Origin of the sequence: Rhodococcus sp. ACPA1, from assembly GCF_002300195.1 — a bacterium.
In the GTDB taxonomy this organism is placed as follows: Bacteria; Actinomycetota; Actinomycetes; order Mycobacteriales; family Mycobacteriaceae; genus Rhodococcus_F; species Rhodococcus_F opacus.
This window is the reverse complement of sequence record NZ_NSDX01000015.1, coordinates 50,628-73,528: the sequence shown is the minus strand read 5'-3', so window position 1 is coordinate 73,528 and position 22,901 is coordinate 50,628. Positions and strand designations below refer to the sequence as shown.

Annotated in this window: 24 protein-coding genes and 1 riboswitch; of the genes, 13 read left to right on the top strand and 11 right to left on the bottom strand. The window is 68.1% G+C overall.

The window, feature by feature from the left end:
• The first annotated feature begins 14 nt into the window (after window positions 1-14).
• From CJ177_RS45125 to CJ177_RS45110, 4 genes are all read left to right on the top strand, one after another.
• Complete coding sequence (locus CJ177_RS45125) at window positions 15-1,535, top strand: TldD/PmbA family protein (protein ID WP_025432602.1); 1,521 nt, start codon at window positions 15-17, stop codon at window positions 1,533-1,535.
• Window positions 1,532-2,893 (top strand): metallopeptidase TldD-related protein, encoded by a 1,362-nt coding sequence (locus CJ177_RS45120; protein ID WP_061697362.1) that lies wholly within the window; start codon window positions 1,532-1,534, stop codon window positions 2,891-2,893. The genes CJ177_RS45125 and CJ177_RS45120 overlap by 4 nt, the downstream gene beginning before the upstream one ends.
• Before the next feature lie 218 nt (window positions 2,894-3,111).
• Window positions 3,112-3,318 (top strand): hypothetical protein, encoded by a 207-nt coding sequence (locus CJ177_RS45115; RefSeq protein ID WP_005246380.1) that lies wholly within the window; start codon window positions 3,112-3,114, stop codon window positions 3,316-3,318.
• Entirely contained in the window at window positions 3,315-3,662 is a 348-nt protein-coding gene (locus CJ177_RS45110; RefSeq protein ID WP_061040909.1) for an ANTAR domain-containing protein, read from the top strand. Before CJ177_RS45115 ends, CJ177_RS45110 begins: the two co-directional genes overlap by 4 nt.
• On the opposite strand, the gene CJ177_RS45105 is transcribed toward CJ177_RS45110, so the two are convergent.
• Window positions 3,631-4,818, bottom strand: a complete 1,188-nt coding sequence (locus CJ177_RS45105) for a DUF418 domain-containing protein (protein WP_061697361.1) — start codon at window positions 4,816-4,818, stop codon at window positions 3,631-3,633. The two genes, CJ177_RS45110 and CJ177_RS45105, sit on opposite strands and share 32 nt — an antisense overlap.
• Before the next feature lie 79 nt (window positions 4,819-4,897).
• On the opposite strand from CJ177_RS45105, the gene CJ177_RS45100 reads away from it, so the two are divergent.
• On the top strand, window positions 4,898-5,482 hold the full coding sequence (locus tag CJ177_RS45100) for a TetR/AcrR family transcriptional regulator (RefSeq protein WP_005246388.1): 585 nt from the start codon (window positions 4,898-4,900) through the stop codon (window positions 5,480-5,482).
• Here the strand turns inward: CJ177_RS45100 and CJ177_RS49060 are convergent.
• The 5 genes from CJ177_RS49060 to cobN all read right to left on the bottom strand — a co-directional run bounded on the left by CJ177_RS49060 (window position 5,443) and on the right by cobN (window position 12,937).
• The gene (locus CJ177_RS49060) at window positions 5,443-5,760 is read right to left on the bottom strand and encodes a hypothetical protein (protein ID WP_231913871.1); all 318 of its coding nucleotides are present in this window, start codon (window positions 5,758-5,760) and stop codon (window positions 5,443-5,445) included. The two genes, CJ177_RS45100 and CJ177_RS49060, sit on opposite strands and share 40 nt — an antisense overlap.
• 466 nt (window positions 5,761-6,226) lie before the next feature.
• A complete protein-coding gene (locus CJ177_RS45090; RefSeq protein WP_231913870.1) occupies window positions 6,227-6,979 on the bottom strand; it encodes an ABC transporter substrate-binding protein in 753 nt (250 codons plus the stop codon).
• Window positions 6,980-7,333: 354 nt separating this feature from the next.
• Window positions 7,334-8,701, bottom strand: a complete 1,368-nt coding sequence (locus CJ177_RS45085) for an NAD(P)/FAD-dependent oxidoreductase (RefSeq protein WP_231913868.1) — start codon at window positions 8,699-8,701, stop codon at window positions 7,334-7,336.
• Between the two features lie 200 nt (window positions 8,702-8,901).
• Window positions 8,902-9,303 (bottom strand): PPOX class F420-dependent oxidoreductase, encoded by a 402-nt coding sequence (locus CJ177_RS45080; protein ID WP_005246394.1) that lies wholly within the window; start codon window positions 9,301-9,303, stop codon window positions 8,902-8,904.
• A gap of 31 nt (window positions 9,304-9,334) precedes the next feature.
• A complete protein-coding gene (cobN, locus tag CJ177_RS45075) occupies window positions 9,335-12,937 on the bottom strand; it encodes a cobaltochelatase subunit CobN (RefSeq protein WP_061697358.1) in 3,603 nt (1,200 codons plus the stop codon).
• Window positions 12,938-12,992: 55 nt separating this feature from the next.
• Window positions 12,993-13,136, bottom strand: a riboswitch (cobalamin riboswitch).
• 6 nt (window positions 13,137-13,142) lie between these two features.
• On the opposite strand from cobN, the gene cobG reads away from it, so the two are divergent.
• From cobG to CJ177_RS45060, 3 genes are read left to right on the top strand one after another with little or no spacing between them, the layout of a single operon-like run.
• Window positions 13,143-14,276, top strand: a complete 1,134-nt coding sequence (gene cobG, locus CJ177_RS45070; protein ID WP_005246396.1) for a precorrin-3B synthase — start codon at window positions 13,143-13,145, stop codon at window positions 14,274-14,276.
• 24 nt (window positions 14,277-14,300) lie between these two features.
• Window positions 14,301-14,927 (top strand): precorrin-8X methylmutase, encoded by a 627-nt coding sequence (locus CJ177_RS45065; RefSeq protein WP_005246397.1) that lies wholly within the window; start codon window positions 14,301-14,303, stop codon window positions 14,925-14,927.
• Window positions 14,924-16,426, top strand: a complete 1,503-nt coding sequence (locus tag CJ177_RS45060) for a precorrin-2 C(20)-methyltransferase (protein ID WP_061040915.1) — start codon at window positions 14,924-14,926, stop codon at window positions 16,424-16,426. Before CJ177_RS45065 ends, CJ177_RS45060 begins: the two co-directional genes overlap by 4 nt.
• Window positions 16,427-16,431: 5 nt before the next feature.
• Here the strand turns inward: CJ177_RS45060 and CJ177_RS45055 are convergent, their stop codons facing one another.
• Entirely contained in the window at window positions 16,432-17,340 is a 909-nt protein-coding gene (locus CJ177_RS45055; protein WP_061700413.1) for a serine hydrolase, read from the bottom strand.
• Complete coding sequence (locus tag CJ177_RS45050; protein ID WP_061700414.1) at window positions 17,337-18,230, bottom strand: LysR family transcriptional regulator; 894 nt, start codon at window positions 18,228-18,230, stop codon at window positions 17,337-17,339. Before CJ177_RS45050 ends, CJ177_RS45055 begins: the two co-directional genes overlap by 4 nt.
• A gap of 147 nt (window positions 18,231-18,377) precedes the next feature.
• Between CJ177_RS45050 and bla the strand changes: the two genes are divergently transcribed.
• Window positions 18,378-19,331: a class A beta-lactamase gene (bla, locus tag CJ177_RS45045; RefSeq protein WP_061700415.1), complete on the top strand. Its 954-nt coding sequence runs from the start codon at window positions 18,378-18,380 to the stop codon at window positions 19,329-19,331.
• A 92-nt stretch (window positions 19,332-19,423) separates the two neighbouring features.
• Here the strand turns inward: bla and CJ177_RS45040 are convergent, their stop codons facing one another.
• Entirely contained in the window at window positions 19,424-19,744 is a 321-nt protein-coding gene (locus CJ177_RS45040) for a hypothetical protein (protein WP_005246405.1), read from the bottom strand.
• Window positions 19,745-19,963: 219 nt separating this feature from the next.
• On the opposite strand from CJ177_RS45040, the gene CJ177_RS49055 reads away from it, so the two are divergent.
• From CJ177_RS49055 to CJ177_RS45025, 4 genes are all read left to right on the top strand, one after another.
• Window positions 19,964-20,086 carry a hypothetical protein gene (locus CJ177_RS49055; RefSeq protein ID WP_257015054.1) on the top strand — a complete coding sequence of 41 codons (123 nt, stop codon included), beginning with the start codon at window positions 19,964-19,966 and terminating at the stop codon, window positions 20,084-20,086.
• Window positions 20,087-20,394: 308 nt separating this feature from the next.
• Window positions 20,395-21,144 (top strand): SDR family oxidoreductase, encoded by a 750-nt coding sequence (locus CJ177_RS45035; RefSeq protein WP_061700416.1) that lies wholly within the window; start codon window positions 20,395-20,397, stop codon window positions 21,142-21,144.
• 59 nt (window positions 21,145-21,203) lie between these two features.
• Window positions 21,204-21,665 carry an Rrf2 family transcriptional regulator gene (locus CJ177_RS45030; RefSeq protein WP_061040931.1) on the top strand — a complete coding sequence of 154 codons (462 nt, stop codon included), beginning with the start codon at window positions 21,204-21,206 and terminating at the stop codon, window positions 21,663-21,665.
• A 68-nt stretch (window positions 21,666-21,733) separates the two neighbouring features.
• Window positions 21,734-21,928 (top strand): hypothetical protein, encoded by a 195-nt coding sequence (locus CJ177_RS45025; protein WP_005246414.1) that lies wholly within the window; start codon window positions 21,734-21,736, stop codon window positions 21,926-21,928.
• Window positions 21,929-21,980: 52 nt separating this feature from the next.
• Here the strand turns inward: CJ177_RS45025 and CJ177_RS45020 are convergent, their stop codons facing one another.
• Window positions 21,981-22,283, bottom strand: a complete 303-nt coding sequence (locus tag CJ177_RS45020) for a hypothetical protein (protein ID WP_061040921.1) — start codon at window positions 22,281-22,283, stop codon at window positions 21,981-21,983.
• A gap of 168 nt (window positions 22,284-22,451) precedes the next feature.
• On the bottom strand, window positions 22,452-22,892 hold the full coding sequence (gene soxR / locus CJ177_RS45015) for a redox-sensitive transcriptional activator SoxR (protein ID WP_005565550.1): 441 nt from the start codon (window positions 22,890-22,892) through the stop codon (window positions 22,452-22,454).
• Window positions 22,893-22,901: the final 9 nt, after the last annotated feature.

Genomic DNA, 22,901 nt, shown 5'->3' with positions numbered 1-22,901 from the left:
CTACGGTGGTCCAGGTGACGGCTCCACGACAGGTTGATCCGGAATTCCTTGCCCTCCCCCTGCGTTCGCTGGCGGACGCGGCGCTCGCCGCTGCCCGTGCGGCGGGCGCGTCGCACGCCGACCTGCGGGTGCATCGGCTCACCAGCCAGTCGCTGCGGCTGCGCGACGGCGAAGTGCAGTCGGCGGTGGACACCAGCGAACTCGGCTTCGCGGTGCGGGTCGTCGTCGACGGCACCTGGGGTTTCGCCTCGCATGCCGAGCTGACCCCGGCGACCGCCGCCGCGACCGCGGACCAGGCCGTCGCCGTCGCCCGCGCGTTGCGTGGACTGAACCGGGAGCACGTCGAACTCGCCGCCGAACCAGTGCACGCGGACGTCCGCTGGGTGTCCGATTACGACGTCGATCCGTTCGAAGTTCCCGCCTCGGACAAGATCTCGCTGCTCGGTGAATACTCCCGCAGGCTCCTCGCCTCCGACGGCGTCGACCACGTCACCGCCGGATGCCTGCAGGTGAAGGAGCAGACGTTCTACGCCGATCTCGCCGGCTCGTCCATCGTGCAGCAGCGGGTGCGGCTGCATCCGCAACTCGAAGCCACCACCGTCGACCAGTCGGCCGGCGTGTTCGAGACGATGCGCACCCTCGCTCCCCCCGTCGGCCGCGGATGGGAGTACGTCGCCGGCGACGGGGTGTGGAACTGGACCGACGAACTCGCCCGGATCCCGGACCTGCTGGCCGAGAAGGTGAAGGCCCCCACCGTGGTGCCCGGTCCCACCGACCTCGTGATCGACCCGACCAACCTGTGGCTGACCATCCACGAATCCATCGGGCACGCCACCGAGTACGACCGCGCCATCGGCTACGAGGCCGCATATGCCGGCACGTCGTTCGCCACCCCCGACAAGCTCGGCACCCTGCGCTACGGGACGCCGATCATGCACGTGACCGCCGACCGGACCGAACGGCACGGTCTCGCCACAGTCGGTTACGACGACGAAGGCGTCGAAACCCAGTCCTGGGACCTGGTGGCCGACGGGATTCTCGTCGGCTACCAACTCGACCGGGCGTTCGCGCCCCGGCTCGGGCTGGAGCGTTCCAACGGCTGCTCGTACGCCGACTCGCCACACCACGTCCCCATCCAGCGGATGGCCAACGTGTCGTTGCAACCCGATCCCGACGCCGATCGCAGCACCGACGACCTGATCTCCGGTGTGGAAGACGGCATCTACGTCGTTGGCGACAAATCCTGGTCGATCGACATGCAGCGCTACAACTTCCAGTTCACCGGTCAGCGGTTCTACCGCATCCGCGGCGGGAAACTCGACGGCCAACTCCGCGACGTCGCGTACCAGGCGACGACCACGGACTTCTGGGGTTCGATGGACGCCGTCGGCGGCCGCTCCACGTGGCAGCTCGGCGGCGCCTTCAACTGCGGCAAGGCGCAGCCCGGCCAGGTCGCAGCCGTCAGCCACGGCTGCCCGTCGGCACTCTTCCGCGGCGTCAACGTACTGAACACTCGGACGGAAGGCGGCCGATGATCGCACCGCAGCAGCTCGTCGAGCAGGTCCTCGCCCGGGCCACCGTGGACGAAACCATCGTGATCGTCACCGATGCCAGCGAGGCGTCCCTGCGGTGGGCGGGCAACTCGATGACCACCAACGGCGTGTCGACGTCGCGCAGCTGGACCGTCATCTCGATCGTCCGGGCCGGCGAGGACGCGAAGGTCGGCATCGTCACGTCCGCGTCCGTCGACGCCGCCGACATCGACGGCGTGGTCCGCTCGGCCGAAATCGCCGCCCGCGCAGCCACACCCGCGTCCGACGCGATGCCGTTGCTCACCGGTACCGACACCGACGAGCGGTGGGACGATTCGGCGGAGCGCACCGAGATCGGCGCGTTCGAACAACTCGCCCAGGATCTGAGTATGGGCTTCGACGGCAGCGACCAGCTCTACGGTTTCGCCCACCACCAGCTGCACACGACCTGGCTGGGTACGTCGACCGGGATCCGGCGCCGGTTCGCCCAGCCGACCGGGTCGGTCGAGATCAACGGCAAACGCGGCGACGCCAGCGCCTGGGTGGGCACCAGCACCAAGGATTTCACGGATGTGGCCAGCGTGAAGTTGCTCCAGGACCTCTCGACACGCCTCGACTGGGCCCGCAACCGGGTGGAGTTGCCCGCGGGCCGTTACGAGACGATCCTGCCGCCGTCCGCAGTCGCGGACCTCATGATCTACCTCATGTGGACCATGGAAGGCCGGGCCGCGGAAGAAGGGCACTCCGCCCTGTCTGCGCCCGGCGGCACCCGCATCGGGGAGAAGCTGAGTGCACTTCCCCTCACCCTCTATTCCGATCCGGCCGCGCTCGGCGTGGAATACACACCGTTCGTCGTCACCGGGTCGTCGTCCGAATCCGTGTCCGTCTTCGACAACGGGATGGACGCGGGCCGGGTCGACTGGATCCGTGACGGCACCGTCAATGCGCTCGCGTACCCGCGGGCGGCGGCGAAGGAATTCGGTGCCGACGTGACCGTGCCCGGCGACAATCTGATCCTCGACGCCGGCGGCTCGGTGTCGCTCGACCAGATGGTGGCCGAGACCGAACGGGGGTTGCTGCTGACCACCCTCTGGTACATCCGGGAGGTCGACCCCGCCACCCTGCTGCTCACGGGACTGACGCGGGACGGTGTCTACCTCGTCGAGAACGGGAAGGTCACGGGCGCCGTGAACAACTTCCGGTTCAACGAGAGCCCCCTCGACCTGCTGCGGAGGGTCACCCAGGGCGGAGCCACCGAGCGGACGCTGCCCCGGGAATGGAAGGACTGGTTCACCCGGACCGCGATGCCGCCGTTACGTGTCCCCGACTTCCACATGTCGTCGGTCAGCAAGGCGCTCTGAGGCGCGGATCCTATGCGGACGCTCGTCTAGGTGACAGCCCGTACTGTTTCCGTTATAAATGCTGCAGACATCGCGCATATGAGATTGCTCACTCCAGAGCCGTTTCGCCGCGCATGTCATATTCAGGTCTCCAGAGAACGGGGCCGAAACTCACCGTAGCGCCGCGTGACCGGCGCATGCGCCGAGTACGTCCCTTGCCCGTCTGACCAGGAGGTTTCATGCACTCCGATACCACCACCCGCGAACTGCTTCACGACCACACCAAGGTCACGAGACGGTTTGCTCTCGCCGACGTGGCACTGACGACGTTCGTCTGCCTCGTCTGCGCCACCGGAATCGGCATCATCACCGGTTCAGTTCTCGCCGCCGCGACAGGAGGACTGATCGTCGTCCTCGCCACGGCCCTGATGGTGGCAGCGGTATGACCGCGCCGAGACATCAGCGAAGCACCACAATCCAGGAGATCACAGTGTCGAACGACGTACTCGAGGCCGCACCGCCCGCACATTCGATTCCGCACCGTCACCCCGACGGACGCGAGGTTCTCGCCACCGCGAAAGGCATCCTCATCGCGACCCGCGGTTACGGCGACGCCGAGGCGTTCGAGGAGCTGCTCGACGTCTCCCGGCATCACCACGTCAGCGTGATGCGGGCAGCGAAGTCGTTGGTGGAGTTGGCGACCCGGCGACAGCCGTGCCCCTCCGTGACGACGCCCGCACCGTCGTACGCCCTCGAGTTCAAGGAATGGACGACACTGCTGGCGCGGTGACTCCGTTCCTGTCCGCCCGGGTGAGACGTTGGTAGCCCCGGTGCGTGAGCCATTCGAGTGGCCCCCGATCGAACCGCCGCAACCACAGGCGTGACACGACGATCAGGGTGGCCGAGACGGCACCGAACAACACGATGGTCGCGGGAACGACGGTGGCGCCGTTCAACCGGGCCGCGAGGCCGAATCCCCAGCCGTAGCAGACGATCGAGCACAGGATGTTCTGCAGCACATAGCAACTGAGCGCAGTGCGGCCGACTCCCGAGAGCGCCCGGCCGGCCGGGCCGGGTTCGCGCCCGCCCGCGTAGCGGTGCGCGATCGCGGCGAGTAGCCCCAACGCCACCACCGGAGCGGTCCCGTACCTGCCGAGGATCAGGCCTGCGTCTCCGCCGAACAATCCGAGCGCGAAGTCCAGCGGAAGTGCGATTGCCAGGCCCGCGACCATCAGTCGGCGACGCAAGTCGCCGCGGTCCGGGTCGAGGACGCGCGCACCGTAGAGGTGTGCGCCGACGAGAAACAGGGCGATCGACAGCGGGAGGATGAAGAGCACCTCGAGCCGGAACAGCAACGCGTGGTCGACGCGGAAGACGACGAGATCCCAGAAGCTGCCGTCCGCATAGGGGTTCGGCGACAGCGGCTGAGGCTCTCGTACGGGCGCCGAGGACAACGCCGCGACGACGAGGCCCAGCATCGCCGCGTGGACGGTCACCGCACACGCCATCCAGACGCGTTGCGCGCGAATGCCTGTGGTCAGGATGAAGGCGACGATCAATCCGGTGAGGGCGTATCCGGTCAGGACGTCGAAATCGGTGAACAGCAGAAAGTGCAGTGCTCCGTCGAGCATCAGCAGCCCCGCGCGCCACGGGTAGCCACCCGGCCACCGCCGGCCCCGTCGCTGCGCGGAACGCTGCTGGATCACCAGTCCGATGCCGAACATGATGGTGAGCAGGCCGAGAAACTTGCCCTGCGCGAACTGCTGCAGCACAGCCTGCACGGGGGCCCAGCCGCCGGTGGCTCTTCCGGTGCCGTCGATGTACCCCACCAGACCCTCGACGTTGGTGAAGATCCAGATGTTGGTGGCGAGAGTGCCCAGGATGGCCGCACCGCGCATGACGTCGAGCGCTGCATGGCGGTGGGAACTCGACAGTTGCGACGTCATGCCTTCAGCCCCTTCAGTACTTGTTAGTACGATCGTGCCAACAAGGGGCATGCTAGCACGACCGTGTTAACATGGAGGCGTGCCGAAGCTCATCGACCACGACCGAAGGCAGCAGGAAATCGCCGAGGCCGTGTGGCGGGTGATCCAACGCGAGGGCATCGGCGCCGTCTCCGTACGCGATGTGGCCGCCGAGGCCGGAATCTCGAGCGGATCGCTCCGACACGTGTTCGCGAGCAAGGCCGAACTCCTCGCCTATTCGATGCGGCTCGTCGCAACGCGTGTCCGCGAACGAGCACAGGCCCACGCCTCGATCACCGACCCGTGGCAGCGCGCCCTCGCGGTGCTGGACGAAGTTCTTCCGCTCGACGACCGCCGACGCTGCGAAATGGAAGTGAACCTCGCCCTCGTCGCGGAAAGCCCCGCCCATCCCCTACTGAAAGACATCGCCCTCGACGCCCAACGGCAACTCCGTGGTGCCTGCGCCGCGATCCTGACCGGCCTCGCCCAACGGGCCCTGATCGCACCCGACACCGACGTCGACACCGAGGCGATGCGCCTGCACGCACTCGTCGACGGCGCGGCCATGCACGTCCTGCTCGGCGACACCGACACCCCGGAAACCGCTCAGCGGATGATCGCCGAGCACCTCCGCGCACTCGCCTGACCGTTCACCGAAGATGCGGTACCGCATACCCGTTCCGCGAGAAGCCGACCCGCTCCCTCATCGCGCGGGCCGGTAGCGGAGCCAGACGAGGCCGTCGTCGAATGCACGGCTCGCGATGAGTCGAATCGGATCGCTGCCGGTGCCGATCCGTGCCACAGACGATCTGTGCGCACACCGGGAAGCCGGGGGTGGACGAGCAGACTCACCTCATCCAGCAATCCCGCGCCGAGCAGAGCGCCGATCAGCGCACCCCCGCTATCCACCCGCACGACATCCACGCCGGCGCGCCCGCCGAGGATCTTCAGCGCAGCAGCCAGATCCACGCGTTCGGTACCTGTCACCAACTCCGGCACCGCCCGGCCACCGCCGCGAGCGGCGTGGCCTCGGCGTGCAACGCGAGCACCCCGACCAGTGTCCGATGTCCCGCAGCGCCTCCCACACCCAGTCCCCGACGCGTCCCCGGCTGTCGACAACGGCCAGCAGCGGCCCGCCTTCGACCGGCCCGGGGCGGGGAGCGGCAGCCAACGCGTGCTCCTGCGCCAGAATCGTGTCCGCCCCCACCGGGGTCACGTCTTCGCTCCAGGTCGCGGCGAGTTCGTAGAACCGGCCCACATCCGGCTCGAAGCCCGTCGAGGCCCCGTCCAGGGCGACCGCAACATGGGCGACGACATAGGGACGCCCCTCCGAATGGCGTGTCTGCGACGGCATACTCGTGACCGCAACGTTGTCGGCTTGTTCAGCCGATCACGAAACCTGATCGATGGCGTAGGGCAGGGACAGGATTGTGCTCTGCGACAGCGCAGCGCCGACCGGCGGGTCTTCGGAGTCGGCGAAGAACGTGACGCGGCCGTCGCGGTAGATCGGCAGCGAGGTGAACATCGGATCGGCCTCCAGCGCGGCGCGGTCGGCGGCGTCCCCGATGAAGAAGGCCCGGTCCACGTCGATCAGGTGGGCCTGCTCCGGCGACAGAGTGGTGTAGAACTTGTCGCCGGCCGCCTGGTCGATTTCGGCAACCTGCTGGTAGCCGAGGTCGGTGAGCAGCTTCCCGCGCACGTCGGTCGACGCGAACGGGGCGAGGGCAGCGTCGTACCAACTGAACGCGACAGCCCGTTGGCCCCCGAACTCGGGATGATCGACCTTCGCCTGGGCGATGCCATCGGTGATCTCGGCGATACACGCCTCGGCTTCGTCTTCCTTGCCGAGGGCCTTCGCGATCTGGCGGGCGGTGTCCTGCCAGGGGGCCGCGAAAGGGTCGGCGACGTCCGGCGCCCATGCAACGGTGGGGGCGATCGCGCTCAGTCGCTGGTAGTCGCCTTCGGTGATGTCGGAGTACACACCGACGATCAGATCCAGCTGCAGCGCAGCGACTTTCTCGAAGTTCAACGATTCGCCGTTGGTCATGACCACCTCGGGCACCGTTCCTGCCCACCGCTCCGCGACCCACGGCCAGGAGATTTTGCGGTCCGGGGTGTCGCCGGCCGGATACTGGTCGACCATGCCCACGGGTTTGACGCAACCGCGAGCATCGTCTGATCGTCGGTGTAGCCGACCGAAACGACCCGTTCGTAATTTCGCGGGACCTCGGTGCCGTAGACGTGCTCGACGGTGTACGTCTCGCCGGGCGCGGCGCTGGAGTCGGGTTCGCCGGTCGCCGATCCGCAGGCAGCCAGCAGCTACACGCCCAGGAGCAGGGCGACGAAGGTGACAGCTGCAGACCGCTCACGCGGAATGCGGGTGAAGCCACGGACTGCCGAGAGGTCATGTTCTGTGGGCACGCGCGAACCCTACCAACAACTTAGGTATGGCTCACCTCTTAAGTGCGAGGAATGCCGCTCCCACAGGGCGTTGGGGTCACGGACTCGGCGCGACCCGCGTCGATCGGGTGAAGACCGGCGCCAGGACTCTGGGGTGGAAGATCCGGACCGGCGAATCGATCATGTTCGCCACACGCACGAAACGGACCAGCACCTCCGGATCACGCGCCGCCAAAGCGTGCACCCTTCCGAAGTACCAGTTCATGAAGGGGGTTCCGAACGGCGCATCACCCTGTGTTCCAGGCCAGTTCATGTCCTCGCCGGCGGCCATCCGCCACGGCGCCTCGAGCCTCCTCGGCACCCTCTTCAGGAAGTGGTGGGCCATCGCATCGAAGCTCTCACCCTTGTGGACAGCCCGTTCGAGACATTCCCGTAACGTCATCGCATCGAGGGCGCTGGTCGTCATTCCCTGGCCGTAGATCGGGTTGAAGCTGCACAGGCTGTCGCCGAGCACGATCAGACCGCCCGGGAAACGGCGCATCCGTTCATAGTGCCTGCGGACGTTGGCGCGGAACTTGTACCCCGCGATCGGTGTCAAGGGCTCCGCCTCGCGCATGAACGTGTAGATGTCGGGCGCCTCGAGGTTGCGCGCGAACTCGAGAAGGCCATCATCGTCGCGCGGCGGGTGATCACCGTTCCAGCCGCCGAGCATCACGATCCAGCGCTGCCCCTCCACAGGGAAGATGACACCCAACCGTGTTCCGTCCGGCGGTGTGGGTGCGACGATCAGTGCCTTCCACGGACAATCGTCGAGCGGCGGCCGGGCATAGAAGCGTGTCGCGTAGCCGACATCGACGTCGATGACCGACATCTCGGGTCGGCCGTACCCCAACTCCTCGAGCCAGCGCGGCGTCCGGGAGCCGCGACCACTCGCATCGACCACCAGGTCGGCGGACACAATCTCCTCGGTGGCGCCGGCTCGGCGCGACTGGACCGCCACCCCGGTGACCCGCTGCGCCGTGGCGTCGGCGACGAATCGCTTGACGTAGCAACGATCGACGAGATCGATGTTGGAGATCTCGCGCACCCGCCGACGGATGTGCCATTCGAGGAACGGTCGGGTCTGGCAGGTGATGAAGATCCCGCTCGGTACCCGCAGCTTCCACACGCCGCGGTGGTACCAGGCGAAGTCCGACGTCATTTCGACTTCGGCCGATCCTCCCTCGATCAGTTCGGACGTGAGACCGGGGAAGGACTCCTCCATCAGGCTCAGGCCGCGCTTCCAGATGCTGTGGACGTGACGGCCCTGCGGAACTCCCATACGAGGCTCGGCGCTGTCGACCAGGTGATCTTTCTCGTAAATCGTGACCGTACCGAAGTAGTCCGCCAGGACGCGGGACGCGAGCAGCCCGGCGATGCTGCCGCCGATGACGACGGCGTGCGTGCCCTTACGTGGGACGTTCACGCGCCGCGATCGCATTGATCGGTCAAGGCGACGACGCAGGGCGATGTGGTGGTTCATGGTGATACTCCCGTCTACGGGACATACCCACCGTGATCCCCGCACCTAAACGCCACCAGGCCCCCTGGGGTCACCTTCACTCACCCGAGGGTGAGCACATCGACCCCTAGGTGGGCGCGCCGAATCGACCCTCGAATATCCGGTCACCCACGCCGGTCGTCGGCCGTGACGGCGAGTCCGATGGTGCCGGTCTTTCCTCGGCGCAGGAGGCTGCCTTTCATCGTGAGCCAGCCGAGGATGCCGTACTTGTGGGCGATCACGTCCCGCGTGTGATCGGTGCCGGCGGCGTCGAGGATGACCGCGCGGGCGGGAACCTCGGGTCCCTTCGGCTTGCCGCGAGCATCGCACGCGGCCACCGTCACCTCCGGGTTGCGGCGGATACGTTTGACCTTGTAGGAGTCGGTGACCGTCCACATCAGCAGGCGGTCACCGTCGGCGGCGGCCCACAGCGGTGTCGCCACCGGGGTGCCGTCTTTCCGAAACGTGGTGAGCAGGACATATTTCGCGGACGACACCCGGTCGAATTCTGTGGTCACCGGGCCCATGCTAGACCGAACCGCGGAGCCGGACGGTTCGTCAGTCTCCTTCGAGTTCGCCTTCGGTCTCGAGGTACACCTGCCGCAGGCCGTCGAGGGTCTGCTGCTCGGGGTGCTCCCACATGTTCCGCTCGGCCGCCTCGAGCAGGCGTTCGGCGATGCCGTGCAGGGCCCACGGGTTGGACTGTTCCATGAACTTGCGGTTCTGGTCGTCCAGCACGTAGGACTCGGCGAGCTTCTCGTACATCCAGTCGGCGACGACGTTGGTGGTGGCGTCGTATCCGAACAGGTAGTCGACGGTGGCCGCCATCTCGAACGCACCCTTGTAGCCGTGGCGGCGCATCGCCTCGAGCCACCGCGGGTTCACGACGCGGGCGCGGAACACTCGGGACGTCTCCTCCGACAGGGTTCGGGTGCGCACCGACTCGGGCCGGGTGCTGTCGCCGATGTATGCCTCGGGCGACTTTCCGGTGAGCGCCCGCACGGTGGCGACCATGCCGCCGTGGTACTGGAAGTAGTCGTCGGCGTCGGCGATGTCGTGTTCGCGGGTGTCGGTGTTCTTGGCCGCCACGGTGATTCGACGGTATGCGGTCCGCATGTCGTCGGCGGCGGGGGCGCCGTCGAGTCCACGGCCGTATGCGAAACCACCCCACGTGGTGTACACGTCGGCGAGGTCGGCGTCGCCGCGCCAGCTCTTGGAGTCGATCAGCTGCAGCAGCCCGGCCCCGTAGGTGCCCGGCTTCGACCCGAAGATGCGGGTGGTCGCGCGCCGTTCGTCGCCGTGCTCGGCGAGATCCGCCTGCGCGTGGGCGCGGACGAAGTTGCTCTCCGCCGGTTCGTCCAACGCGGCGACGAGCCGGACGGCGTCGTCCAGCAACGCCAGGACGTGCGGGAACGCGTCCCGGAAGAAGCCACTGATCCGGACCGTGACGTCGATGCGCGGCCGGCCGAGTTCCTCGAGGTCGATCACCTCGAGGTTCACCACGCGGCGACTCGCCTCGTCCCACACCGGGCGCACACCGAGGAGCGCGAAGACCTCGGCGATGTCGTCGCCGGAGGTGCGCATCGCGGACGTGCCCCACACGGACAGACCCACCGAGCGCGGCCACTCTCCGTGATCGGACTTGTAGCGGTCCAGCAACGATTCGGCCATCGCCTGGCCGGTCTCCCAGGCGAGCCGGGACGGCACGGCCTTCGGGTCGACGGAGTAGAAGTTGCGGCCCGTCGGGAGCACGTTGATCAGCCCGCGCAGCGGCGAACCGCTCGGCCCGGCGGCGATGAATCCGCCGTCGAGCGCGTGCAGCACCTGGGCGATCTCGTTGTCGGTCTCGCGAAGCCGGGGCACCACCTCGGTGGCGGCGAAGCGCAGGATCTTCGCGACGGTGGCGTCGTCGGTGAGGGTGTCGGCGGCGTCCGGGTTCCAGTCGGCGTCGTGCATGCCCTGCACCAGTGCGTGCGCCTGCTGCTCGATGTCGTCGACGCGGGTACGGGATTCGTCGCCGTCCTCGCTGAGGCCGAGCGCCTCGCGGAGTCCGGGGACGTTCTGCTCGCCGCCCCACATCTGCCGAGCACGGAGCATCGCGAGCACCAGTTCGACCTCCGCGTCGTCGCGGGGGGCCGCACCGAGGATGTGGAGGCCGTCACGGATCTGGACGTCCTTGATCTCGCACAGCCAGCCGTCGACGTGCAGCAGCATGTCGTCGAACACGTCCTCGTCGGGCCGTTCCTCCAGTCCGAGGTCGTGGTCCATCTTGGCGGCGCGCATCAGCGTCCAGATCTGCTGGCGAATGGCCGGCAGCTTGGACGGGTCGAGCGCGGAGATGTTCGAGTGCTCGTCGAGGAGCTGCTCGAGCCGCGAGATGTCGCCGTAGCTCTCGGCGCGGGCCATCGGCGGGATCAGGTGATCGACGAGGGTCGCGTGGGCACGGCGCTTGGCCTGCGTGCCCTCCCCCGGATCGTTGACCAGGAACGGGTAGATCAGCGGCAGGTCGCCGAGTGCGGCGTCGGTGCCACACGACGCGGACATGCCGAGTGTCTTGCCGGGCAGCCATTCGAGGTTGCCGTGCTTGCCGAGATGGACCACGGCGTCGGCGCCGAAACCGCCGGCGGCGGCGTCCGCGGCGATCCACCGGTAGGCGGCAAGGTAGTGGTGGCTCGGCGGCAGGTCCGGGTCGTGGTAGATCGCGACCGGCTTCTCCCCGAATCCGCGCGGCGGCTGCACCATCAGCACGAGATTCCCGAACTGCATTGCGGCGATGACGATTTCACCGGCGGGATCCTGCGAGCGGTCGACGTACAGTTCGCCCGGCGCCGGCCCCCAGTGCTCCTCGACGCCCTCGCGCAGTTCGGCGGGCAGCGCCGAGAACCACTCGCGGTAGCGGGCGGCGGAGATCCGGATCGGGTTGCCCTCGAGCTGCTCCGCGGTCAGCCAGTCCGGATCCTGACCGCCGGCGGCGATGAGGGCATGGATCAGCGCGTCGCCGTCCTGGGCCGCGAGACCCGGCACGGAATCCGGCCCGTCCGCGGGGCCGAGGTCGTATCCGGCGGCCCGCATCTCGGTGAGCAACCGGATCGCGCTGGCCGGCGTGTCGAGACCGACGGCGTTGCCGATTCGGGCGTGCTTCGTCGGGTACGCCGACAGCATCAGAGCGATCCGGCGGTCGGATGCGGGGATGTGCCGGAGTCGGGCGTGCCGGACGGCGATGCCCGCCACCCGGGAGGCGCGCTCGGCGTCGGGAACGTAGGTGGAGAGACCGTCCGCGTCGATCTCCTTGAACGAGAACGGCACCGTGATCAGCCGGCCGTCGAACTCGGGGACCGCGACCTGGGTGGCGACGTCGAGCGGCGACAATCCGTCGTCGTTGGACTCCCACGACTCACGGCTGCTGGTCAGGCACAGTCCCTGCAGGATCGGCACGTCCAGCGCGGCCAGCGCGGCGACGTCCCACGCCTCGTCGTCACCTCCGGCCGAGACGCCGGCCGGCTTGGTGCCACCGGCGGCGAGCACGGTGACCACCATCGCGTCCGCCCGGCGCAGCGTGTTCAGCAACTCCGGTTCGGCGGTGCGCAGCGACGCGCAGAAGATCGGCAGCGGGGTGCCGCCCGCCGCGTCGACGGCGTCGCACAGCGCCTCGATGTAGCGGGTGTTCCCGGCCAGGTGCTGGGCGCGGTAGTAGAGAACGGCGATCGTGGGGCGGTCCGGGTTCGCATCGGGAGCGAACGGCGCGACACCCCAGCTCGGCAGGTGGATCGGCGCCTCGAATCCGTGTCCGGTCAGCAGCACGGTGTCCGACAGGAAGTGGTGCAGCTGGGCGAGGTTGTCGGCGCCGCCCTCGGCGAGATAGTTGTGCGCCTCCGCCGACACACCGGCGGTGACCGTCGAGCACTCCATCAGTTCGGCGTCCGGGGCGTGCTCGCCGCCGAGGACCACCACCGGCAGTCCGCTGGCGAGGACCGTGTCGAGGCCCTCTTCCCACGCCCTGCGGCCGCCGAGGATGCGCACCACGACCAGGTCGGCGCCGTCGAGCAGTCCCGGCAGATCCTCCTCGACCAGCAGCCGTGCCGGGTTGGCCCAGCGGTAGTCCGCCCCGCTGGCGCGTGCGCTGAGCAGGTCGGTGTCGGAGGTGGAGAGCAGCAGGATCACGAGTCGAGCCTTCCTGGGGGTGTCGCGCCCCGTGGCAGTGGTTCTGTGCGGAACCGTAGGTCGGAGGACGGCAGGTGAGGGTCTGGCTCGCCCACCGGTTTCGGCGAGCTCACAGTGGCGCGACCGCGCCGGATTTTCACCGGCTTCCTCTCCTGCTGTCGCAAGTGCTGGAGATGCTACCCGGGGCCGGACGTAACCTGGGACCATGGTCGACTCCCGTTCCCGCCCCGATGCATGCCCCGGCGCGCTGCAGGTCCACCAGGCCGCGGACGGCGCGCTCGCCCGGGTGCGCCTCCCCGGAGGTGTGCTGACCTCCACCCAGCTGCAGACCCTCGCGGAATCGGCCCGCGACCTCGGGAACGGCGAGATCGAACTGACCTCCCGCGGCAACGCGCAATTGCGGGCGGTCCGCGACCCCCAGGAGTTCGCCCGCCGGCTCGCCGACGCAGGTCTCCTGCCGTCGGAGACGCACGAGCGGGTCCGCAACATCCTCGTCTCGCCGCTGACCGGCCGAATCGGTGGTCTCGCGGACCTGCGGGATCTGGTCGACGAACTCGACCGGACGTTGTGCGCGGACGCCGCGTTGGCGGACCTGCCCGGGCGCACCTTGTTCACCCTCGACGACGGGCGCGGCGACGTCTCGGCGCTCGGCGGCGATTTCGGCGTCCATGCGGTGAGCGAGACGGAGGTCGCCCTGGTTCTCGCCGGTCGCGACAGCGGCGCCCGGATCACCACGACGGAATCGGTGACGGTGCTTCTCGACGCTGCCCGCGTCTTCCTGGAGCTGCGCGATCGGCACTGGCGGCTGTCCGAGATCGCCGAGGGGGTCGAACGGGTCCTGTCGGCGTTGACGCTCGCACCGACCGCCGACCCGGTGAGCGGGTTCGACGAGCATCGGCCGCCGATCGGGTGGCTGGACCAACCGGACGGCGACGTCACCCTCGGCGGTGGCCTCGCGTTCGGGATCCTCGACGCCCGGCTGGCGGAGTTCCTCGCAGCGGTCGAGAAGCCGGTGATCGTCACGCCGTGGAAATCGGTGTTGCTGTGCGATCTCGACGAGTGGTCCGCCGAGCAGGTGGTCCGGGTCCTCGCCCCGATGGGCCTGATCTTCGACGAGAACTCACCGTGGCTGTACGTCAGCGCCTGCACCGGGCAACCCGGATGCGAGAAGGCGCTCGCCGACGTGCGGTCCGACGCGCGGGATGCCGTCGCGCGCGGCGAACTCCCGGTGGAGGGCCGGCAGCACTGGTCGGGCTGCGAGCGGTGCTGTGGGCGGCCCAAGGGGGAGGTCGCCGACGTCGTCGCCACGGAGACGGGTTACCGGGTGGAGGGGCCCTGACCGCGGTGCCTCTATCGTGAGCGGATGATCGAGTACATCCGAGACGGCGCGGAGATCTACCGCCAGTCCTTCGCCACGATCCGCGCCGAGGCGGATCTCAGTGCCTTTCCCGAGGACGTCTCGCAGGCCGTGGTCCGCATGATCCACGCGAGCGGTCAGGTCGACCTCGTGGACGACGTCGCGTTCACCCCCGGTGTCGTGAAGGCCGCCCGCGCCGCGCTGGCGGGCGGCGCCCCGATCCTGTGCGACGCGCAGATGGTGGCGGCAGGCGTGACCCGGAAGCGTCTCCCCGCGGACAACGAGGTGCTCTGCACGCTGCGCGACCCCCGGGTCCCGGTGCTGGCGGAGCAGATCGGGAACACCCGTTCGGCGGCCGCGCTCGAATTGTGGGGTAGCAAACTCGAGGGTGCCGTCGTCGCGATCGGCAACGCCCCGACCGCCTTGTTCTACCTGCTGGACATGATCGAATCCGGGGCGCCCCGGCCCGCCGCGATCGTGGGCGGTCCGGTCGGATTCATCGGTGCCGCGGAGTCGAAGGAAGCGTTGATCGAGCACCCGAGCGGACTGGACTATCTGGTGGTCCGCGGCCGCCGGGGTGGCAGTGCCATCACGGCTGCGGCGCTGAATGCGATTGCGAGCGAGGTCGAATGAGCTCCGAAGAACGGGTGACCGGCAAACTGTGGGGCGTCGGCATCGGACCGGGTGACCCGGAACTGGTGACGGTGAAGGCCGCGCGGGTCATTGCCGAGGCCGATGTGGTGGCGTTCCACAGCGCCCGGCACGGCAAGAGCATCTCCCGCGCGGTCGCGGCGCCGTACCTGCGAGACGGCCAGATCGAGGAGCACCTCGTCTACCCCGTCACCACCGAGACCGTCGACCACCCCGGCGGATACCAGGGGGCGATGGACGAGTTCTACGAGGAGGCGTCACAGCGACTCGCCGCCCACCTCGACGCCGGCCGTTCGGTCGCGCTGCTCGCCGCGGGCGACCCGCTTTTCTACAGCTCGTACATGCACATGCACAAGAGGCTGGCGCAGCGCTTCGAAGCGGAGGTCATTCCCGGAGTGACGTCGATCAGCGCCGCCTCCGCCGCGCTGGCGATGCCGCTGGTCGAGGGCGAGGAAATCCTCACGGTCCTGCCCGGAACGCTGCCGCGCGGCGAGCTGACGCGGCGCCTGCGGGAGACCGACGCCGCCGCGATCCTGAAGCTCGGACGCACGTACCCGGCCGTCCGGCAGGCGTTGAAGGACTCCGGCCGCATCGACGAGACGTGGTACGTCGAGCGGGCCAGCACGACCAGGCAGAAGATCGACGCCGCGGACGACGTCTCGGACAGCGACGTCCCCTACTTCTCGATCGCCATCGTGCCCAGCCCGTCGAACGCCCGCCGCGACGACGCGGCACCGCAGGGCGAACTCGTCGTCGTCGGGCTCGGTCCCGGCGACCAGGCCTGGACGACACCGGAAGTGCAGCACGAACTGTCGCTCGCCACCGACCTCGTCGGCTACGGCCCCTACATCGACCGGGTCCCCGAACGTCCCGGCCAGCGCCGTCACTCCAGTGACAACCGCGTCGAGGCCGAACGCGCCGCGATGGCACTCGACCTGGCCAAGAACGGGGCCCGCGTCGCCGTCGTGTCGTCCGGTGACCCGGGTGTGTTCGCGATGGCCGCCGCGGTGCTGGAAGTCGCGGCCGAGGAGCAGTGGCGCGGCGTCCCCGTGCGCGTCCTGCCCGGCATGACCGCCGCGAACGCCGTCGCGAGCCGGGTCGGCGCACCCCTCGGGCACGACTACGCCGTCCTGTCGCTGTCGGACCGGCTCAAGCCGTGGGACGTGGTGGCGCAGCGCATCTCCGCGGTCGCGAGCGCCGACATGGCCTTCGCCGTCTACAACCCCGCGTCGAAGTCACGCACCTGGCAGGTCGCCGCGATGCGCGATCTGGTTCTCGAGCACCGCTCCCCCGACACCCCGGTGATCATCGGCCGCGACGTGGCCGGCGCGCAGGAGTCGGTGCGGGTCGTGCGGCTCGCGGACCTCGACCCGGCCGAGATCGACATGCGGTGCCTGCTCATCGTGGGCTCCTCCATGACGACCGTCGTCGAGAACGAACACGGAACGAGGGTGTTCACGCCCCGGCGTTATCCGGGCTGAGTACCTCAGTCGACGCGGCCGGAGCGGAGTTCGGTCACCGCGATCCGGGCGGCGTGCCCGATCGCGGCATCGACCACCGGTAGCACGGGATCGGTTCGGGCGGCGCGGGTGAAGACTGCGACCGCGACGGGCGTCTCACCGGGAAACGTCACGACAGCCACCTCGTTGCGGATGGCGCCGATGGTCCCGGTCTTCCCGGCGACGTCCACCTCGGAATACGGGAACCCGGACCGGATGCGGTGCTGCCAGATCTGCGCGGACATCACGTGCCGGACGAACTCGCCCTGCGGCCCGGGCACCGCCCTTCCGGTCCAGATCGCGTCGAGAAGCGAGGTCATCTCCCGCGGAGTCGTCGCGCTCGCATACGACGGGTCGTAGGCGGACACGGTCCACGCCTCGTCATTGTCGGCCAGTGCCGCGAATGCCTCGGCGGTGGTGTGCGCGTGGGCGTCGATCACCAGGCTGCGGTGCGCATCCGCTGTGCCGCCGATGATGCGCGTGCTCGTCATGCCCAACTCGGACAGCGCCCGCTCGACGCTCTCCAGTCCCACCTGCCCGAGAACGAGGTCGGCGGCGGCGTTGTCGGACACGGTCATCATCGACATCGCCAGATCCCGCCAGCTCAGCACCACGGGATCACGGAACGTCGACACCCCCGTCGGCCCCGGAGTGCAGTCGGCCGGATTGATCCGGACGGTCGCGGTCGGCGACAACTCCCCGGATTCGAAAGCACGGCACAGGGCTACGAGTAGCGGAAGTTTGTAGACCGACGCCAGAACCACGAGGTCGTCCGCGCCGACCGCGATGTCACCCCCGTCGTCGATCGGGGTCCCGACGCGGCGGGCGTGCAGCCATCCGGTGCACCCGGCGTCGGCGAAGACGTCACGGATCCGCTTCTCCGCCGACACGGTCATCGATCGGCCCTCAGCAGCACCCGGTCGAGGGCGGCAGCGGACGGTGCGACGTCGGCCCCGGAGCGCCAGACGATCCGTAGGCGCAGCGGGAGATCTTCACGCAGCAGATCGACCCAGGCCACACCCGGCATGACCGTCGGCGCCGTCGCCGTCACCCCGAAATGACCGCCCGCTGCCACGTGCGTGAGAATCTCGCGCGGACCCGGTGCGATCACGATGTCCGGGTCCACACCCCGGGCCCGCCACAGGTCGACGAACAGGTCGTGGGCAGGCGGATTGTCCGAGCGTGGACCGGTGGCGAGCACCAGCCCGCGCAGCATCCGGACCTGCGCCTTCCTCGCGACCGCCGCGGGGTGGTCGTCCGGCACCACCACCCACCGTCGAAGCCTCAGCACCGGCCCACTGTCGAGACCAGTGAGCAGAGCGGGATGTTCGACCACGGCGACGTCGAGACTGCCCGAGCGGACGGCGTCCACGAGTTCGGTGGTGGACGCCGTGGTCGTCACCACGCGAGTTGGCCGGGCCTCGTCCGCGTCGCGAAGGGCACGGACGCACCGCACCACCACACCGTCGGCCACCGAGTGCGGGACACCCCATCGCACCACCGCGTCGCGACCGCCGGCGATGCGGTGCGCCTCGTCTTCGAATCGGGCCGCGTCGGCGACGAGAAGCCGCGCACGCGGTAGCAATTGGCGTCCGGCGTCCGTGAGCCCGACTCCTCGGGCACTGCGCTGGACCAGCTCCGCGCCGAGTCGCTGTTCGAGCCGCCGCACTCCCTGTGACAGCGGCGGTTGCGTCATTCCGAGCCGGGATGCGGCGTTGCCGAAATGTCCCTCTTCCGCAACGGCGACAAAGAAACTCAGGTGGCGGAGCAGATCCATGGCGACCATTGAACCAGTTCCGACCGCCCCCGTCAGGCGACGCCACCGGTTCCCAGGCACAAAACATTGCCCTGAACTGCGGCGATAGCGCACCCGACTCGCGACCACGCCGCTTTCGTCTTTGCGCTATGAGTGTCCGCATCCGACATTGGATCCATGCCCACATACCGAAATCATCCGAAGCCACGGCGCACCGGTCGTCGCGGTGCCGTCACTCTCGCGCTGGCTCTGCCCCTGCTGCTCGGGGCGTGCACGGCCACCGCGGAACAGGCCCAGCCCACCACGTCGGTGGCTGCGGCGCCGGATCGGCGGCCCCTCGACGCGACGATCGCCGCCCTGGAGGCGCAGTACTCCACGCGGATCGGAGTGACGGCCGTCAATCCCGTGACCGGCGAGGTCTACAGCCACCGAGGCGACGAACGGTTCGCGATGTGCTCGACGTTCAAGGCCTACGCGTCCGCCGCGGTCCTGCGCAAGACCGAGGACGGGTCGACGTCACTCGACAAGTCGGTCGTGATCGAACCCGGCGACCTCGTCGAGAACTCGCCGGTCACCGCCGCAGCGGTCGGCACCCCGATGACCTTGGGGAAGATCGCCGAAGCAGCGCTGACGCAGAGCGACAACACTGCCGGGAACTACCTGCTCCGCGAGATCGGCGGTCCGCAGGCGGTCACCGATTTCGCCCGAGTCGTCGGAGACGAGAGCACACGACTGGACAGGTGGGAGACCGAACTCAACACCGCATTCCGCGACGACCCCCGGGACACGACGACACCGAACGGCATCGCACAGGGTTTCCGTGCGCTGCTCCTGGGAGACGCCCTCGACACGGCCAGTCGTGACCAACTCCTCGAGTGGATGCGGGCGAGCAAGACGTCGGACAAGCGAATGCGCGCCGGTCTGCCCACCGGATGGACTGCCGCCGACAAGACCGGTGGCGGAGGCTTCGGCACCGCCAACGATGCCGGTGTCGCATGGAGTCCGGACGGCGCCCCCATCGTCCTCGCCATCCTCACCGACAGCCTCACGAATCAGGAAGGCGCGCAGGGAAACAACCAGGCGATCGCCGACACCACCGCGGCCGTCATCGAGGGCATGACTGCGCCGTGAGCCATCCGAGCACGTGTACCGGTACCGAACCTCGCTCTCTACTGCACAGGTGGGGCAACAGCTGGTGCGTCGACGGACGGAGCGAGCTGCCGCTAGCTCACGACGTCGTGACTGCGCACCGCCCGGCGCAGAGGCCTTTCCGTCTTGGCGACGCGCCGCCCGGCCACCGTCAACATCGGGCGCGGGATTCCGATACCCATCACCGGCACCCCTGTCACATACCCTTCCCGGTAGAGGTAGTTCGACGCATCGGCCACTTCGTCCCGAGTCAGGGGCGAGGGCACCCAGCCGACGGTCTCACCGATGGCATCCGCGTCCAGAATCGGACTTCGGTACCCTTCCGTCGCCTTCGCGAGAAGCCAACGCAGAACAGCGTCACGAACCGCCCATTGACGATCGGTAGCTGCATTCACATTTCAGTCCTCCGGTAGATGCCGTTGATGCTTGCATGCACCATAGCCACCGCCCAGGAATAAGCAAGTTCGTGAGCGTTCCTGGGGTTCTTGGGATCTCACGCAAGGACGCTTCCAGCAGGGCACCACGTGCGAGCCGGATGCCGAAGTGGACTTATCCACTTTCCTGGGTATGGTCGGGATCAGTTCGTGGTTGCCACCCTCGAAGATGGAGCGACAATGGCTGACAAATCCGCCGTCAAGAGTTCGAAACAGTCCGCACGCGCACTCGAGGAGCGCCGGGCGGAGAAGCGGGCGAAGGCCAAGGAGTCGACGGAGATCATCCGAAAACGAAAGGGCTGAAGCCGTATTGAAGGATCGCGGCGGATTTCCCGGAGGACGGCCCTGCAACCCTCTGCGACAGTAGCCGGCGCCAGGGTCGGCCAACACGCCGCTCCGGCATATCGGCGACCGGAGTGTTCTTCCACCGCGCGCACTCGACTGCGGCGAGGGATCCGATAGACCTGGCCGCGACCAACCGATCACCGATGAGGGTCACGAAGGACGAGGAGCCCACCCCGCCCCGGCGCACGGAACGTGCACAACCCTTGACTCGGACACCTATCATCCGAGTAAACTAGGACAATATAAATCCAAGTTAGGAGACGGGCATGAAGATCGTCATTTTCGGAACCGGACTCATCGGGAGTCAGGTCGCATCGTCGCTGAGCGAGTCCGGGCACGACGTCGCGGCTCTCGGTCGCGGCGACGGTATCGACACCACCACCGGCAAGGGCGTCGCGGAGGCTGTGGAGGGCGCCGACGTCGTCGTGGACCTCACCAACTCGCCGTCGTGGGAAGACGACGACGTCCTGGCCTTTTTCCGCGAATCGACGACGCACATGCTCGCCGCCGAAGAGGCGGCAGGCGTGGGGCACCATGTCGTCCTGTCCATCGTCGGCGCCGATCGACTCCCCGACTCCGGATACATGCGTGCCAAAGTCGCCCAGGAGGATCTGGTCAAGTCCGGCCCCATCCCCTACTCGATCGTGCGATCGACGCAGTTCTTCGAGTTCATCGCCGGCATCGCCGCGGCAGGCACAGTCGGCGAGACGGTGCATGCGACCCCGGCACATCTTCAGCCGATCGCCTCGAAAGACGTCGTCACCCGGGTAGCAGAGGTCGCCGTCGGCGCCCCGCTGGGCGGCACAGTCGAAATTGCGGGACCTGAACCGCTCGGCATCGATACACTCGTTCGACGGCTGTTCGCCTCGACCGGCGACCAGCGGACCGTGACGACCGACCCCGATGCCGGCTATTTCGGCGCCAAACTCGATGACGCTGCGATCACTCCGACACCCGGCGCCAATGCCTGGATCGCACCGACCACTCTGGACGAGTGGTTGCGCGAACACGCCTGAAACAATGACGCAGTGCCACCCCGCAACACCGACACAGGGGCGTGGATAGAGTCGTGGCCATGAAGCTTTCCGGTGGTGTGGAGTGGGCACTTCACTGCTGCGTCGTTCTCAGCCAGGCCGAAAGCCCGGTACCCACTGCCCGGCTGGCCGAACTGCACGGTGTGTCGAAGACATACCTCGCCAAGCACCTGCAGTCGCTCGCACGTGCCGGCCTCGTCCACCCCACCGAGGGCCGCGACGGCGGATACGTCCTGACCCGCGCACCCGAGGCCATCACCGTCCTCGACGTGGTCCAGGCCGTCGACGGAACCGAGCCCGCCTTTCGGTGCACCGAAATCCGTCGACAAGGAGTGCTCGCCGCCCCTCCAGAGCAGTGCCGCTCTGCATGCGGCATCGCGAAAGTCATGGCCGGCGCCGAACAGGCTTGGCGCGCATCACTGTCGGGTGTGACTATCGCCGACCTCGGCGCGACGACAGACCTCGCCGGCCTCAAACACATCTTGGCGACGTCCACGACCTGAGGTCGCCCGCGGCAGACCGAACGCGAGATTCCTGACTTCCCAACCGTGAACCGCCCTACGATCGATGGATGGAGACCGGAACCGACGAGACCAAGACCTGTTCGTTCTGCCGCGGTCCGATCGGATACGAAATCAAGGACGCCCATGCCGGCTTCGCGTCGCTACCCCCGGGCAAGCGGTATCGCGTCTTCCACTGCATGAATCGATGCCCACGATCGGCCCCCGACGGCCTCGAGTGCGGACACCGCCACGAATACCTCTGACCCGTCCGTCAATGCCGCCAGGAAGGGTCGACCCAGCGAATTCATGCCCTGCCTAGCCGCGTGAGAGTCCGGGCTGGGTCTGGATCTGTCCGGGGCCGCCCTTGAATCCGCCGGCCTTGCCCACGGTCCATTCACCGTCCGCACCGCAGACCAGGGCACCGTTGCGGTCACCGGGCTTGCCGTACGTCACTGTCTCGTTTCCGTTCGAGTCCGTGTTCACGATCGGGCACTGCCCACCGGTGGGACCGTTCGGGCCGATCGGCTCGGCATGAGCGACGGACGCCGCCCCGAAGGCACTCAGGACGGGAAGGGCAGCGAAAGCGAGGGCGGCAATGGTGCGGCGGGCGTTGATCATTCAGTGTCTCCAGAGGGTGGTCGGAAAGTGCTTCGTTGACAGGTACAACTCTGCCCACTCCGGCTCCCGAACTGAAGCAACCCTCGGGGGGCTTCGCGGCACCCCTGGGAGTGGAATCACCCCACCCCTGTGGAAATCGATCGCAACATACCGACTGCCGGGATCCGTTCAGAGCCGATTCGGTCCCGAACCCTCTACGGCGAGTTGGTCTTCGGGATTGAGCAGATAGCACGCCTTCATCGACAGGCAACCACACCCGATGCATCCGGTGAGTTCGTGTTCGAGGCGCTCGATTCGCTTGCGCTGATCCTCGAGCTGCACGCGCCACAGCTTCGACACGCGCTGCCAGTCGCGGATCGACGGCATCCGGTCTGCCGGGAGCGTCTCGAACACCGTTCCCACGTCGGCCAGTGGAATCCCGAGCCGTTTGGCCACCACGATCAGCGAGATCCGCCGGAGCATGTGCCGTTCGTACCGGCGTTGATTCCCGGACGTCCGCGTCGACGCGATCAGTCCGAGCTGCTCGTAGTAGTGGAGGGCCGAGACGGCGACACCGGTCCGACGGGACACCTCCCCCACCGACAGCAGATCCTTCGGATCCAAAGACATCGCATCAGC